Origin of the sequence: Streptomyces griseorubiginosus (assembly GCF_036345115.1) — a bacterium.
GTDB lineage: Bacteria > Actinomycetota > Actinomycetes > Streptomycetales > Streptomycetaceae > Streptomyces > Streptomyces griseorubiginosus_C.
Genome location: NZ_CP107766.1, coordinates 8,576,826 through 8,592,412 on the forward strand (window position 1 = coordinate 8,576,826; position 15,587 = coordinate 8,592,412).

The 15,587-nt window shown below is 74.5% G+C and carries 9 protein-coding genes; 7 read left to right on the forward strand and 2 right to left on the reverse strand.

Annotation, left to right across the window (positions count from 1 at the left end):
- The first annotated feature begins 303 nt into the window (after positions 1-303).
- From OHN19_RS38695 to OHN19_RS38725, 7 genes are all read left to right on the forward strand, one after another.
- Complete coding sequence (locus OHN19_RS38695; protein WP_330268662.1) at positions 304-1,164, forward strand: DUF4132 domain-containing protein; 861 nt, start codon at positions 304-306, stop codon at positions 1,162-1,164.
- Positions 1,161-6,029, forward strand: coding sequence for a DNA-binding protein (locus OHN19_RS38700; protein WP_330268663.1), 4,869 nt, complete (start codon positions 1,161-1,163; stop codon positions 6,027-6,029). The genes OHN19_RS38695 and OHN19_RS38700 overlap by 4 nt, the downstream gene beginning before the upstream one ends.
- A gap of 95 nt (positions 6,030-6,124) precedes the next feature.
- The gene (locus OHN19_RS38705; protein WP_330268664.1) at positions 6,125-7,267 is read left to right on the forward strand and encodes an AAA family ATPase; all 1,143 of its coding nucleotides are present in this window, start codon (positions 6,125-6,127) and stop codon (positions 7,265-7,267) included.
- A complete protein-coding gene (locus OHN19_RS38710) occupies positions 7,264-10,845 on the forward strand; it encodes a DUF5682 family protein (RefSeq protein ID WP_330268665.1) in 3,582 nt (1,193 codons plus the stop codon). The genes OHN19_RS38705 and OHN19_RS38710 overlap by 4 nt, the downstream gene beginning before the upstream one ends.
- A gap of 5 nt (positions 10,846-10,850) precedes the next feature.
- Entirely contained in the window at positions 10,851-12,677 is a 1,827-nt protein-coding gene (locus tag OHN19_RS38715; RefSeq protein ID WP_330269808.1) for a hypothetical protein, read from the forward strand.
- Between the two features lie 40 nt (positions 12,678-12,717).
- Positions 12,718-13,251 (forward strand): hypothetical protein, encoded by a 534-nt coding sequence (locus OHN19_RS38720; protein WP_330268666.1) that lies wholly within the window; start codon positions 12,718-12,720, stop codon positions 13,249-13,251.
- Between the two features lie 99 nt (positions 13,252-13,350).
- A complete protein-coding gene (locus tag OHN19_RS38725; RefSeq protein ID WP_330269809.1) occupies positions 13,351-14,037 on the forward strand; it encodes a hypothetical protein in 687 nt (228 codons plus the stop codon).
- Positions 14,038-14,074: 37 nt separating this feature from the next.
- Here OHN19_RS38725 and OHN19_RS38730 read toward each other — a convergent pair whose 3' ends face one another.
- Complete coding sequence (locus tag OHN19_RS38730) at positions 14,075-14,236, reverse strand: hypothetical protein (protein WP_330268667.1); 162 nt, start codon at positions 14,234-14,236, stop codon at positions 14,075-14,077.
- Positions 14,237-14,340: 104 nt separating this feature from the next.
- A complete protein-coding gene (locus OHN19_RS38735; RefSeq protein WP_330268668.1) occupies positions 14,341-15,507 on the reverse strand; it encodes an MFS transporter in 1,167 nt (388 codons plus the stop codon).
- Positions 15,508-15,587: the final 80 nt, after the last annotated feature.

Here is a 15,587-nt window from a genome sequence, read left to right on the forward strand (position 1 = left end):
ATCGGACCGGATTTCGCACCCGCAGCAGCCCACGGCAGCGCACGGCAGCCCACAGCAGCACATCGCAGCCCACGGCAACCCACCGCGGCGCACCCGACCGGCCGGTAGTACGTACCTCGAATACGTGGTTCCCCGGATGCGTCAGCCCAGGTCAGACGGCTTGACTCGGCGGACGCCGGAGAGGTTCGCCCGGGTGATTGTCAGTGGCTGCTCGTAACGTTCCGCTCATCGTCACGCTGAGTGCCGGATCCCTGGCCGAAGTGTGTCGATCGTGAGTTTCCTTGATGCGGAAGGCGGGGGCCGGTGGGTTGGCTGGCAGCGGGTGAGGGGTACGAAGTCGCCCTGGTGGAGGGCCGGGTGACGGCCAGGGCCACGGCGGGCCGGGCGGCGGGGCGACAGCTGAAGTCACTGCCGAAGGCGCTCAAGGGCCATGCGGAGGTGGAGCGGCTGCGCCGTCTCGCCGAGTGGCTGGAGCGGCACGCGTCGGCCTGCGTGGCGCAGGTGGACACCTGGATGGTGTCCTCGCTGCCGGTGCCCACCGAACTGGTGGCCCGCGTCTGGCCCGACGAGGCCTGGCAGTCGGCGCTGCGTGACCTCGTGGTCGTCGGCGACGACCCGGACGAGGCGGGCTTCCTGCGTGGCGTCACCGACGCGGGCGAGCTGCGGGTGGTCGACCTCGACGGCGAGACCGTACGGCTGTCCCCGCGCGCCGTGACCCTGCCGCACCCGGTGCTGCTGCCTGACCTGGAGGACCTGCGCGAGTTCGCGGCCGAGCTCGGGATCGTGCAGCGCGTCGAGCAGATCCACCGGGCGACCTGGCACAGGCCGGCGGACCTGGACGAAAAGGCGTGGGAGGTCACCGAGTTCGCCGGGGGCCGCTTCTGGCGCTCCGCGCTCGCCGCGCGCGCCACCTCGCTCGGCTACCGGGTCTCCGGCTCCCGCGCCACCTGCCGGGTGCGCGACGGGGAGCGCGCCGTCGAGGCGGCCGTGTGGATCGGCGAGCCGTGGGACTACGAGGTCAGGACCGGCGGACTGTCCTGGCTGGATCCGCAGGGCCGCAGGCTGCGGCCGGTGGACGTCGGCCCGGTGGCCTGGTCCGAGGGGATGCGGATGGCTGCGGCGCTGTACGCGGGGCGCGAGGTCGAGGAAGGGCTGGGCGAGTGAGCGGGGGAGCAGAGGTGTCGTACGGGGAACTGCTGGCGGCGGGCGCGGTGCTGCCGCTCGGCACCGAGGGCGCGGGCGAGCGCGCGGTGCCGCTGACGGCACGGTCGTACACCCACCCGGGTCTCGACGACCGCGTGGTGGTGCGGCTGGTCGCCGGGGAGCTGGGCGCGGCGGAGGACCTGGCCGCAGGCTTCCTCGGCCTCGAACCGGCCGCGGAACCGGTCGAGATCGGACTGGGGGCGCGTCAGGCGCTCGGTTTCCCGGAGTGGGTGCTGGTGCACCACCCCGAGGACGGCCGGCACGCGCTGGGCGTCGTCCCGGAGCTGGAGCGGATCGCCCGCCAGGCGAAGACCAAGGCCAAGGCGGCCCTGGACGCCTACCGGGAGACGGCTCGGGAACTGGCCGTCGCCGTACCGCACTTCCTGCCCACCTTCTACGAACAGGCCGGACGGGTCTTCCTGTCGGTGGAGAACCCGACCTATGCGGCGCAGATGTTCGGCCGGGCCCGCGAGGCCGAGGCCCAGTACGGCCTGCCGGTGGACGAGGAGCGGCTGGACGCCGTGTTCCTGGAGTTCGCGCTGGCGGGCGCACTCACGGCGACCGCGCTCTCCGGGTACGCGAAGGAACTGGCCGCCCGGGTGCCGGCCGCCGAGGCCCTCGAGCGCTTCACACGGTTGTGCGTACGGCGTACCGCGGGCGGACTCGTGCCGTCCGCCCAACTGGCGCACGACGTCCGCAGGCTGGCCCGCGCTGCCGGCCGGGACGGCGGCGAGGTCGAGCAGGCGTACCTGGCCGACCTGCTCCAGCTGTCCGCCACGGCGAAGGCGGCGCCCGGCTGGTGGAAGTCCCACCGGGCTGCCGTCGTCGCACTGGCCCGGCGCGAGCCGGCGGTGCGCGGTGCGCTGCTGAACCTCATGCCGGACTCCGGCGACCACGCCGTCCTGCTGATGTGGCTGGACATCCTGGAGGAGTCCGGGGCTCTCGTGGGGCTCTGGGACGACACCCTGCCCGACCAGGAGCGGGCCCAGGACGGCACCGCGGGCTGGTTCGCCCGCTTCCTGCGGTTCCAGGAGCGGGCACAGGACTACCACGCGCCCACCCACCTTCCCGCCCTGTACCGGATCACGGAACGGTGCGCCCACCGACTGCGCGCCGAACTCGCTGAGTCCGGAGGGGAGTTGCAGGCGGGACACGACCTGGACCTGCTGGACCAGCTGCTCGCCCTGGACGTGCCGGCCGGCGTCTTCCACCGAATGGAACTTCAGCGTTGGGCGAAGGGCGAGGACCGGCGCGACCTGCTCGCCCTCGCCGCCGCCGAGCGGTTCCGGGACGCTTTCCACGAAGCGGCCGACATCTTCGGCGGCGACGAGGACGACCTGGACACGATCCGGGTCCTCGCCTCCTCTCCCGGCGGTCGGCCGATGCTGGCCGGCTGGGTGCGCGAGGTCGCCCGGCGCTCGACCGCCACCGGACTGCCCGGGCTGCCCCAGGCCCTGCGGCGGCTGGCATGGCTCCCCGGCGAGGCCCTTCGGCTCGCCGAGGACGAGATCCGTGAGGTGGCCGCCACCGACCTCGCCCCGCTGGTGGCCCGCACACTGAGGGCCGGAATCATCGACGAACTCGGCTGGCCCGCCTGGGAGGAGGCGGCCGGCGACCTCGTCCGCCGGCAGAACGTCGAGAGCCTGTACGTCGCCGACGCCTGGCCGTACCTCATCACCGCCGGATCCGCGCGGGTACGGGTGATCGGCCCCGAGGGCACCGTGCTCACCCATGACCTGCGCCTGCCGGACCACGGCACCTTCGGTGAGCCCGGCTTCCACTTCGTGGACGGTGAACTCCTCGTCCACTGGCGGACCCACGACCACGGAATGCGCGGGTACTGGCACCACAGCCCCGACCGGGTGGTGTCCCTGGAGGGCGCACGCACCACCCGGGGCGTCCTGATGGACTGGTACCGGGAGGAGAACGGCGTCCCGACCCTGCCGCTGCCCGACGGCGGACGGCTCACCGGCGGCGGCGTCCTGCACCGCGGAGACACCAGCGTCCCCCTGGAGGGCAAGCTCCTCGGCGACGGCACCTCGTACTGGACCTGGGGCGGCGACGGCTGGTTCGAGTACGACCCGGCCACCGGGCGGCTCGGCCGCAACCGCGCGCCCGCCTTCCTCGCCGACGCCTACGGCGAGGGCACCAGTGCGCCGGGCTCGCTGGCGCCCTACCCCTTCGACGAGGTCACCCCGGCCGGCGTGCCGGTGGACGGGCTGCTCGGCTGGCGCGCGGTCCTCCGTCCCGACCGCACCTGGCACGGCGAGGACCTGGCCGGGCGCCGGGTCACCGTGCCGGAGGAGGCGGGGCAGCCGTACGCCGCGGTGCGGTTCCCCGGCGCGGACCGGCTCATGGCCGCCGTCCGGGACGGCTGGCGCATCCAACTCGTCGACGCCGACGGGACGGTGACGGCCTCCGCGCGGGTGGACGGCCCGCCGGGCGACTTCGCGGAGGGCACTCCCATCCTGCCGCCGCTGCGGTACTGGCACTGCCTGCGGCCCCGGGACCCGCGGGGCTCCGCGGCCCTGCGCCGGATCTCCGACGCGACGGCCCGGATGCTGCTGCGTGCCCCCGAACCGGATGCCGCCGTACGGGAGTTGCTGCCCGAGGTCACCGACACGGCACTCCTCGCGGGCATCACCGGCGTGCTGCGGTACGCCGGTGAGCAGCAGAAGGTCCTCGACGCGGCGGCGACCCGGCTGACCTCGGAGCTCGCCGGAGCCCAGGAGGACGAGGGCCCGGCCGGCCCCTCCGACCGGCTGCTGCACGGCGCGCTCAGCGGCCTCGACGGCGCCCGCGGCGGCTGGCACCACTACACGGCCGACCGGGACGAGGTGTTCCGCAGGCTGCGGATCCTGAGGCGGGCGATGCGGGCGGGCGAGGCCGTGACCGGGGGCGAGGGCCATGGCGGGCCCGGTGGCGCCGGGGCGGCTCCGCGCCTGCACGTCGACGGTCCCGACCTGCCCGGCGGCTATCTGAGTCGCGCGCCGCTGCCGGACCTCTTCACGGCGATGGCGTTCCGGATCGCGTCGCCCACCACCCCGCCCGAGCACCGGGAGGCCTTGATCGCGCTGCTGCGGGAGTTCGACGCGCTGGGCCTGACCTCGGCCGCCGGGCCCGCGCGCTGGCGGCGGGTCTCCCTGCATCTCGACGCGAGCCATCTGCGCACCCCGGACGGCGAGTGGCGGGAGGGAAGTCTGAAGGGCGTGCTGCCACTGGACGGCGGTGCCTTCCTCGCGGTCACCGCGTGCACCTCGCGCGGTGAGCAGACCGGCTGTGACTTCGAGGCGCTCCACCACGATCCGTCCGGCCGCTTCGAGGTCCCGGCCCCGTACACGGCCGAGTCCTCCATCCCCGTCGGTGAGGACCGTGAGGCCGACTGGGTCACGGCGTTCCTCGCCGGCCTGGACGAGCGGGGACCGGCCCCGTGGATCCCGGCGGCCGCCGAGGAGTTCGCCCGGCTGACCGGCGTCACCCCGACCATGGCCCGCCTGGTCGTGGCGGGACTGCCGCAGGTGGACAGCAACGACCGGTCGTTCCTCACCGCCGAGGCCCGCGCCGTGCTCCGTGTGAAGGCGACGGAAGCCGCCCTGGCCAAGGACGAACTCCGCAGGACCGACGCCGAGGACCTCAGGGCCGTCGTCGCCGCACTGCTGCCCCGTGACCCGGCCCCGCTGTGGACGGACGGTCCCGATGCCGCGGCCGCCGCGGACGTCTGGAACAGCAGGGTCGGCAGGCGCAGGCCCCTGCCCGAGGCGCTCCTCGCCGAGGCGCAACGCGCGCTGCGGGCCAACCCGTCGACCCTGGCCGGGCTGCTCGACCCCGCCTCCGAGCCCAGCCTGAGCCAGGACCTCGAATGGGCGGTCACCGGGGACCGCGTCGGCCCGGTCGACGAGGACGCCGTCGGGTTCACCGCGGCCACGCTCATCGACACGGTCGTCCTGGCCGCCTGGCTCGCGCACCGGCTCCCCGTCGGCGCCCCCCTGCGGGCCGCGCTGCCCACAGCCCTCGGCGCCGTGCGGGACCGGCTGGCCCACCCCGGGTTGCTCCTCGACCTCGGCCGGTACGTGAACCTGCCCGACTTCCGCAAGACAGTCGGCCGCCCCACCGAGGTCGGCACGGGATTCGAGCGGTACGGCGCGGTGGTCATGGCCACCCAGGACGACATGCCGGCCCCCGGCCTGCGCGTGGCCTTCCTGGACGCGGACGGCCAGGACCCGTACCTGCCCGCGCTGCGCCTGGACGAGGACGGCGCCCCCTTCCCGGCCGAGGTGACCCTGCGCCTCGCCCGCGACGCCCGCTTCGCGGCCCTTCTCGCGGACCCGGGCGACCCGGTCGCGGGCGAACGCCTCAAGGACGGCACCTGGTATCCGCAGGACCCCGCCCGGTCCGCGCCGGAACTGGTGACCGAGGTGGCCAAGGAGTACGGCCTCGGCGAGGACGCCGCGGCGCTGTACCTGATGCTCCTCGCCCTGCCCGACCCCACCGACCGCAACACGGCCCGCTGGACCGGCTGGAAGCCCGCCCGCCTCAAAGCCGCCCGCGCCGAACTGGCCGCCACCGACCTGGTGGTGGAGGCGAGCCGCACCCGCGCCGGACGCTCCCTGTTCCTGCCCGGCGGCTGGGAGATACTCCCGTCCCCGCGGCTCCCCCTGGAGCAGTGGAAGCTGCCGCTGTACGGCGTACTCGTCGAGGCGGGCCTGCGCATCCTCGTCCCGACCGAACCGGCACCCGACCTGTACCGCAGGGCCTGGCAGCGGATCCGGGAAGGCGATGTGCCGCGCTTCGAGGAACTGAAGGCCAAGAGCGGCCGCCGCCGCTGAAGCGGAACTCCACGGCGCATGAAGGAGGGGGCCGCCGCCTGCCCGGCGCCCCCCCAGGGCCACACTCCATCCGTACCGAACCACCAAGGACGTCCATGAGCACCACTGCGGCCACGGCCGCGGCCCCGGCTCGGCAGATCCTGCCCGCCGAGGACCGCCACGCCACCGAACTCGCCTTCCTCGCCGCCCACGACGAGGGTCCGCGCCCGCCCGGCTGGGCCCTGACCCCGCGTGCCGTCGTCACCTTCATCTGCGGCAGCGACGGCAAGGAACTTGCAGCGGCGGGACAACGGCTCGTCATAGAACCGAAGTTCGTCGGCGAACGCGCCCTCGTGGAGCGGTGCGTGGTCACCCTCGCCGGGGAGCGCGGCCTGCTGCTCGTCGGCGAGCCCGGCACCGCCAAGTCCATGCTCTCCGAGCTGCTGTCCGCCGCCGTCTGCGGCACCAGCGCGCTCACCGTGCAGGGCACCGCCGGCACCACCGAGGACGCCTTCCGTTACGGCTGGAACTACGCCCTGCTGCTCGCCCAGGGCCCGAGCCGCCAGGCGCTGGTCGACTCACCCGTCCTCAGCGCCATGCGCACCGGCCGGGTGGCCCGCGTCGAGGAGATCACCCGCTGTCTGCCCGAGGTGCAGGACGCCCTGGTGTCCATCCTGTCCGACCGGCGCGTCAGCGTCCCCGAGCTGTCCGACACCGACGAGGCCCAGGTCGCCGCGGCCCCCGGCTTCACCGTCATCGCCACCGCCAACCTCCGCGACCGGGGCGTCTCCGAGATGTCCGCCGCCCTCAAGCGGCGCTTCAACTTCGAGACCGTGCAGCCGATCGCCGACGCCGACGCGGAGACCGCGCTCGTCCGCGGCCAGGCGGTCGCCGCCGTGCGGCGGGCCGGTGCGGCCTTCGGGGTCGACGACGCCGTGCTCGACGTCCTGGTCACCGTCTTCCGCGACCTGCGCACCGGCCGCTCCGCCGAGGGCTGGGACGTGGACCGCCCCGGCACCGTGATGTCCACGGCCGAGGCCGTCCAGGTGGCCACCTCCCTGGGCGTGGCCACCGCCTACCTCCCGGCCGGTGACACCCTCGACCTCGTCCCCGGCCACCTCCTCGGCGTGGTCCGCAAGGACGACCCCGCCGACCACGCCCGCCTCCTCGGCTACTGGGACGGTCCGGTCCGCCGCCGCGCCGAGGACGGCTCGGCGATGTGGCGCCGCCTGTGGGACCTGCGGGAGAACCTCCGGTGAGCACGCGCGAGGACCCCCGGGCGGCCGTGGCCGCCCTCGCGGATTCGGTACGGCCGTACCTCCTGGGCGTACGACACCACAGCCCCGCGCTCGCGGCTGCCGTGCCCGCCCTGCTGGACGCGGCCGGTGCCGAGGTCGTCTGCGTGGAACTGCCCGCCGACTTCCAGCCCTGGCTCGTCCACCTCGCCGCCCCCGGCACGGTGGCCCCGGTCGCGCTCGCCGGGGCCCGTGAGGACGGGCGGCTCGGCTTCTACCCGTTCGCGGACTTCTCCCCGGAACTGGCCGCGGTGCGCTGGGCACGGGAGCGCGGGGCCGAAGTCCATTGCTGCGACCTGCCGTTGACCGACCCCGCCTGGGACGCCGTACCGCCCGACGGGGACCGCGCGGCGCGGACCGTCTTCGCCGACGCCCTCACCGCCGCCGGTACCGGACGCGACGGCGACGACCTGTGGGACCGCGCGGTGGAGGTGCTCGCCCCGGGCAGCACCCCGGACGCGGTACGCCGGGCGGCCCTCGGTGTCGGCTGGGCACTGCGCCGGGACGCCGAGGCGTCCGGGGGAGTGGCGGCCGGCGATCTCGCGCGGGAGGCGTACATGCGCTCCGTGCTGGCGGAAGCCGCCGCGGGGGGTCGGAGGGTGGCGGCGGTGGTCGGCGCGTTCCACGCACCGGCGTTGGGGGGCTTCGACAGGGCGGTTCCGGATGTCGAGGCCGCCATGCCGGCCGTCACCGAGCGGGCTCCGGTCACCGGGGGTCCGACGTCGGCGATCATCGAGCGGGCTCCGTTCGCGGGGGTCTCCGCGCCGGTCGTCACCTCCTTCGTCCCGTACGCCTTCGAGCTGCTGGACTCGCGCTCCGGCTATCCCGCCGGCATCCGTGACCCGCAGTGGCAGCAAGCGGTGTTCACCGCGGCCGGACACCCGGAGCTGGTGAGCGACGCCGCCGCCCGCGCGATCACGGACGTGTGCCGGCAGTTGCGTGCGGCCGGACACACCGCCGGGACCGGCGAGGCCACCGAAGCCCTGCGGCTGGCCTGTGACCTGGCCCGGCTGCGGGGGCTTCCGGCGCCCGGGCGGGGCGAGTTGCTGGAGGCGCTGACGGCCGTACTGGGGCAGGGGGAACCGCTGGGCCGGGGCCGTGCGCTCGCCCGGGCCGCGGAAGCGGTGCTGGTCGGCGGCGGCTGGGGCCGGGTCGCACCCGGCACCCCCCGCTCGGGGCTCGGCCCCGCCGTGGAGACCGAGCTCGCCGCACTGCGACTGCCCGGCCCGGAGGATCCCGGGCCGCGCGAGATCCGGCTGGATCCGCTCCGGTCCGCCCTCGACGCCCGCCGCGAGGTGCTGTTGCAGCGCCTCGCGGTGTGCCACGCCCTCTACGGCGAATCCGTCGAGGTGGCCGGCACGGGCGACGGGACCGCGCTCACCACCCGGTGGAGGATGGCGTGGACCCCGGCGGTTCCTGTACGACTCGATCTGGCCGGCGTGCGCGGAGTCACCGCCGCCCTGGCCGCCGAAGGCACCCTCCGCGAAGCCCACCGCCATGAGACCGCCGCGACCTGCGCCCATGTCATCGGCGGACTCCGCGCCGCGGCCCGTTGCGACCTGCCCGCCCTGGTCGCCGAACGCCTCGCCGACGCCGCGGACATGCTGCCCTCGGCCGCGACCCTTCCCGAACTCCTCGAAGCGCTGGACCTGTTGGAGGCCCTGCGCCGTGGTCATCTGCCCGGTGGCACGCCCGAGCGCGACCGGGAAGTCACCGAACTGTCCGACACCCTGCTGGAAGCCGCCGTCCGCGCCCTGCCCGGCCTCGCCGGCAGCGACCGGCCCGAGGACGCCGCCGCACTGATCGCCCTGGTCGCCCGGATCGGCGCCCACCGGCTCGGTCTCGGCGTGGACGACGCCCTCGCCACCCTGGCCCGCACCGGCTCCCCACTCGTCCAGGGTGCCGCCCTGGCCGCGAGGGTCCTGCTCGACCTCGACGGCGCCGACACCCTGGGCACGCGGGTCGGCGGCTGGATCGACACCGCCACCGACCCGGACGGACGACGCCGGCTGACCCTGCTGCTGACCGGCCTGCTCGGCGCCGCCGGGCCCCTGCTGGAGTCGGCCCCGGCCGCCCTGGACCCGTTGCTCGACCGGATCGAAGCGCTCACCGACCAGGGCTTCCTGGACCGGCTGCCCGCGCTGCGCGGAGGCTTCGACACCCTCACCCCGGCCGGCCGCGGCCGCCTCCTCGACACGGTCACCGAACGCCTCGGCGACCGCCCCGACCTCACCCTCACCGCCCCACCCGACCTCCTCGCCCTGTGGACGGCGGCAGACACGGCCGGTCTCGCCGAACTCACGGCACTGGGGCTTTTCGTGCCGGCTTCCGGCAGTACGGCTCCGGACGCGGTCGTGCCGGCGCCGGTCTCCAGCGGTAGCGCCCCCGACGCCCTCGCGCCGGCTTCCGGAGCTGCCGTACCCGCCACCCGCCTCACCCCCACCGACCGCTGGCGCCTGCTCCTCGGCAGGGAGACCGACCGGCTCCCCGGCGCCGCCCGCCGCTACGCGCACGCCCTCGACGAGCTGTACGGATCCGGCCGTGGCGAGGGCTCGGTGGACCTCGGCCGGGACGGCGGCGGAGGGCAGGAGGCGTCCTTCCCCAGCGCCCGGGAGTGGGGCGAGGAACTCACCGCCCTGTTCGGTGCGGAGGTCCGCGAGGAGGTGCTGGCGCGGGCCGCCGAGCACGGCCGTACCGATGTCCTCGCCGAGCTGGATCCCACCGCCGTCCGGCCCTCGGTCGAGTTGCTGACCTCCGTGCTCTCCCTCGCCGGAGGCATGCCCGAGCGACAACTCGCCCGGCTGCGGCCGCTGGTGCGCCGGCTGGTCGACGAACTGGCCCGGGAGCTGGCCACCCGGCTGCGCCCGGCCCTCACCGGCCTCGCCACCCCGCGCCCGACCCGCCGCCCCGGCGGACGGCTCGACCTGCCGCGCACCCTGCGGGCCAACCTCGCGCACACCCGGCGCCTCGACGACGGCCGGACGGTCGTGGTGCCCGAGCGGCCGGTGTTCAGCACCCGGTCGCGCCGGGAGGCGGACTGGCGGCTGATCCTGGTGGTCGACGTGTCCGGTTCGATGGAGGCGTCCGTCGTCTGGTCCGCGCTCACCGCGGCCGTGCTGGGCGGGGTTCCCACCCTCTCCACCCACTTCCTCGCCTTCTCCACCGAGGTGATCGACCTGACGGACCGGGTGGACGACCCACTGTCGCTGCTCCTGGAGGTCCAGGTCGGCGGCGGTACGCACATCGCGGCCGGACTCGCCCACGCCCGCTCCCTCGTGACGGTCCCGAGCCGCACCCTCGTGGCGGTGGTGAGCGACTTCGAGGAGGGATACCCCCTGGCCGGACTCCTCGGCGAGGTCCGAGCCCTCGCCGACTCCGGGGTGCACCTCATGGGCTGCGCGGCCCTCGACGACACCGGTACGCCCCGCTACTCGGTGCCGATCGCCCGGCAACTCGTCGCCGCCGGCATGCCCGTCGCCGCCCTCAGTCCCCTCGCCCTCGCCCGCTGGGTGGGCGACCGCCTGCGCGGAGAAGTCCGGTGATCCCGATGAAGCCCCAACTGCCCCCGGCGGTACCCGAAGTGGTCGCCGCCGCCGTCGAGGGCCTGACCTCCCGGCTGCGCAAAAAACTGGACACGGCGGTCGAGTCCTACGCCGCCCTCCCGGTCGCCGAACTCGACGGCACCCTGAGCGTCAAGTGCGGCGAGGACGCGGAGGTCACGCTCACACCGGGACCGTCGGGAACGCTCACCGACGCCGAACAGGCCGTGTGCGGCTGCCTGTTGGCGCCCCGGTGTCTGCACCTCGCCGCGATCCTGAGCGCGTGCCCGGTGGCGGAGCCGACTGCCGCCGACGACGTGAGCGGCGCAGAGGCGGAGCCACCACCCGCCGACGAACCACCGTCCACCGAGCAAGGGGCATTCGCACAGGAGGCCCCGGCGACCGAGGTACTCCCCGGCCCCACCCGCGCCCAAGTCGCCGCCGCCACCGGACTCCGGGCCGCCGCCGCGGCCGTACTCGCCGCCGGGATTCCCACCGCCGGAGCCGTGCCACAGGCGGAGCTGCTCCGTGCCGCGCACACGGCCCGGCTGGCCGGACTGCACCGGGCCGAGGCGGCGGCGCTGCGGGTCGTACGAGGGGTGCGTGCTGCGCGGACCCGAAAGGACGGACCGCGGCTCGCGGGTCTGGTCGCGGACCTGCGGGAACTCCTGCTCACCACCCACCGGTTGGCGTCCGCGGACCCCGACCCGGCGCTGGTCGGCACGGCCCGCCGCACCTACCGTGCGGGCGGCGCGCTGAAGGTCTTCGGTGTCTGCCGGGAACCGGTGCTGAGCGCCACGGGTTACGGCGGTGTCGTGACCCATCTGGCCACCGAGGACGGCCGCTGGTTCTCCGTCGCCGACGTCAAACCCGGCGGCCCGGCCCGCGCCCGAGCCGCCGGCACCGCTCCCGTCGCGCTGGGTTCCGGCGCTCTCGACCACGCCCGGCTCGCCCGGGGCGGTCTGCTGATCTCCGGCGCGACGATCTCCCCGGAAGGCCGCCTCGGCTCCGGCAGGGGCGTCATGGCCACCCCGCTGGACGGCCTCCCCTGGACCTCGGGCCCACTGGCCGCCCTGTTCGGTCGTCCCTTGCGGGAGGTGGTGGCCGACCGGCTCGCCATGGCGCCGGAGGAACCGGGTGGCGCGTTGATCGGGTGCGACCTCGTCGTCGTAGGTGCGGCGGGGGAGGGGTTGCTGGCTCGCGAACTGCATCCGGACGCGCCGGAGGAGGGCCCGTTGATCCGCCTCCTGCCCGCCCACGCCCACCCCGACCTCGCCCACACCGCCAACTTCGCCCAGCTCGCGGCCCGTCCAGGTATCCGCGTCCGGGTGATCGGGCGGATGGACCCCGACCGCGCCGCCACCCTCCGCCCGCTCGCGGTCGGTCCGGTACCGGACACCGAGGCCACCCTGCGGCTGCCCGCGGACCGGCTGGACCGCGTCGACCTGGGCTACGACCGTCTCGGCGGCACGCACTTCCCCGACGTCCTGTCCCCGGTCGAGGGGCTCACCGGCGCCCCGGCCGACCCCCTCGCCGACTCGCCGCTGTGGCGGATGCGCCGGCTGGTCGAACTCGCCGTCGCCGGTGGGCGCCGGGCGGTCGCCGAGCCCGCCCGGGACGGTGACCGGCGGGGCAGTGCGGTCGCCCTGCGCCGCGGCGGATTCGGCACGATGGCCGACCTGGCCACCGCCCTCACCGCCGAGGCGGATCGCCGTACCCGTGACGTCTTCGGCCGCCTGGCCGACGCCGACAGCGACCCGTACGCCCTGGTCTGGCTCAGCGCGGCCGTCCATCTCGCGGGCGCGGAACGGGCGTTGGTGAAGGCGACATGGTGACCGCCCGCGCGCCCCTCACTTCCACTCACTCGGAGACACCGTGACCACCGCATACTCGCCCGTCGAAGAACTCAATCTGCTCAAGGACTTCCAGGACCGGGTCGGCTACGAGAATTTCGCCCGGGGCTTCGGGCTGACCGAGTACGGGGACATCTCCGGACTGATGGCGGGCTGGTCGCAGGACCCGGCGTTCACCGGCCGCCTGGTGCCCTTCGCCCAGGCCACCGGCGGAGGCTCCTTCTACGCGCTGTGGCGCATCGACGACCGGGAGGACCTGGCGACGCTTCCCGTGGTCGTCTTCGGTGACGAGGGCGGGGAGCACGTCGTGGCCCGCCAGGTGCGCGAGCTGTTCCAACTCCTCGGCTTCGACGAGGAGATCAGTGTCGAGCACGCCAAGGCCTACTTCTACCGGGACGAGGACGAGCCCCACACCGACTGCCACGACGAGTACGTGGCCTGGCTCGACCGGCACTTCGGCCTGCCGGTGGCGAAGGACCCGGACGCCGTACTCGCGGCGGCGCAGGCGGAGTTCGGCGAGCGGTTCGCGGACTGGATCCGCCCCTTCCTCCTCTGACCACCCCTTCCTCCTCTGACCACCTCTTCCTCATGTGACCACCCCTCCCGACTTCCCCTCCCCGACACGAATGAGACGAGGCAAGTCCCCATGCACGGAGTGCCGTTGACGGAACGGGTCATCGAGGCGGTCCGGCGCGACCCCGGGGCGAGCGCGCTGCCCCATCTGCTGCCGTACGTGGACGTGCCCTGGGTGGAAGGAGGCGTCCCCAGGCCGATGCCCGAGGCCACGCTTGCACGGACCAGGTTTCCGTCGGGGCGCCCGCTGTCTCCGAGCCTGCGCGCCTGGCTGGCGTACGACATGAGCCTGCTCGAACGCCACGGTTGGTTCACGGCGGACGGCGCCTTCGCGCCGCGACCGCTGGACCAGCTGGTCGAGGACGAGATGGGCGCCGCCTGGGGACCGGAGTTCGCCTGGCTGTCAGGGCGCTTCTCCGAGTGCTTCCTGCTGCCGGGCGGATCGGACTCGCGGCGGTTCCTGGCCGTGACCGACCCGGACGAGGAGGGTGAGTACCCGGTCTTCGCCCTCGACTTCGACGACCTGCCCTACCTCGGGCTCATGTACCCGGGCTTCGACGTCCACCTGGCCGACACCGCGGGCCTGCTGGACCTGGGCAGACGGAAGACCTACACGGACCTGATCGGCCACGGGACGTACGGCCCCCGGATGCGCCGGCATGCCGCCCAGTGCCTCGCGGGGAGGGCCGAGATCCAGTACCCCTTCGACTTCGAGCCGGTCTACCTGGAGCTGGCCCACGACTCGTCGACGCCGCCGAGAATGCCGTAAAGGCGAGGTAGTTGGGGAGTTGTCAGACTCCCGGGTCCTACTCGTCGCAGAGTAGGGGCTCCACTTCACGCCAGGCCGCGATCAGGTGGGGGTCGTCGAGGGCATCCCCCGCGGCCGCGAGGGCCTGGAGCGCGTCGATCAGCGGGATCTCGCGGAGCGGGACGGCGTCCGGGCCGGTCAGGCGACCGGTGCGGACCATGCGGCCCCACGTACGGCACGGTAGGCGTCGCCTGTGCACGTCCGGCCGTCCTGACGGCAGCTTCAGTAGCTGATCAGTAGCTGATCACGTAGGTCCACCGAGCTTCAGCCCGCCGCCCGGCGGGTCAGCAGGGCGATGGCCGCGGCTGTCGCGGCGAGTGCCGCCACGCTGGTGAGGGCGGCGGGGAGGGAGAACCAGTCGGCCATGAAGCCGATGGCGGGCGGGCCGAGGAGCATGCCGCCGTAGCCGAGGGTGGAGGCGATGGCGACCCCGTCCGGTCCGGCCAGCCTGCCCGCGCGCTCGACGGCGACGGGGAAGAGGTTGGCGAGACCCAGCCCGGTGATCATGAAGCCGAGGAGTGCCGCCCAGACGGAGGGGGCGAGGGCGCCGAGCAGCATGCCCAGGGCGGCGGTGGTGCCGCCGCCGACGAGGGTGCGGGTCTGGCCGAGACGTTCCAGCAGCCTGGTGCCGGTCAGCCGCCCGATGGTCATGGCGAGCGCGAAGCAGGAGTAGCCCACCGCCGCGACACCGGGCGCGGCGTCGAGGTCGTGCTCCAGGTGCAGGGCGCTCCAGTCGGCCAGGGCGCCCTCGCCGTAGGCCGTGCACAGGGCGATCAGGCCGAAGATGATGACGAGACCGCGGGTACGGGTGCTCGGCGGGTGGGGTGTGGAGGGCTGCCGGGGTGTCTCCTGCGGGGCGCTCGGGGGCTGGATGCGCAGCAGGGTGCGGCCCGCGGCGGCGGTGACGAGCAGACCGATCACGGTGAGCCCGAGCAGGTGCCGGGTGGGGGAGACGCTGCCCGCGACGAGCCCGCCGAGACCGGCGCCGATCATGCCGCCGAGACTGAAGGCAGCGTGGAAGCTGGGCATGATCGGTCGCCGCAGGGCGGCCACGAGATCGACCGCGGCGCTGTTGAACGCCACGTTGATGCTGCCGTAGGCCGCGCCGAAGAGCAGCAGGACGGCGCCGAGTGCCGCCGCGGAGTGGGTCAGTGGCGGCAGCGCGACACTGAGGGAGAGCAGGACGGCACAGACGACGGTGACCCGGTGGGTGCCGTAACGGCGGCACAGACGGCCGGTGAGCATCATGGTGATCACCGCGCCGGCCGAGACGCCCAGCAGGGCGAGACCGAGGGCGCTGGCGGAGGCGCCGGTCTGTTCCTTGATCGCGGGGATGCGGACGACCCATCCGGCGAAGACGAATCCGTCGAGGGCGAAGAAGACGGTGAGGGCGATACGGAGCCGGGTCAGGTCGCTGCGAGGGCCCCGCACGGCGCTGTGCGATCGGGCTTTGTTTATTTGCGGCACAAAGTCAGGGTAGGTGTGCGCTCGGTTGTGGGCAAGGGTGTTCG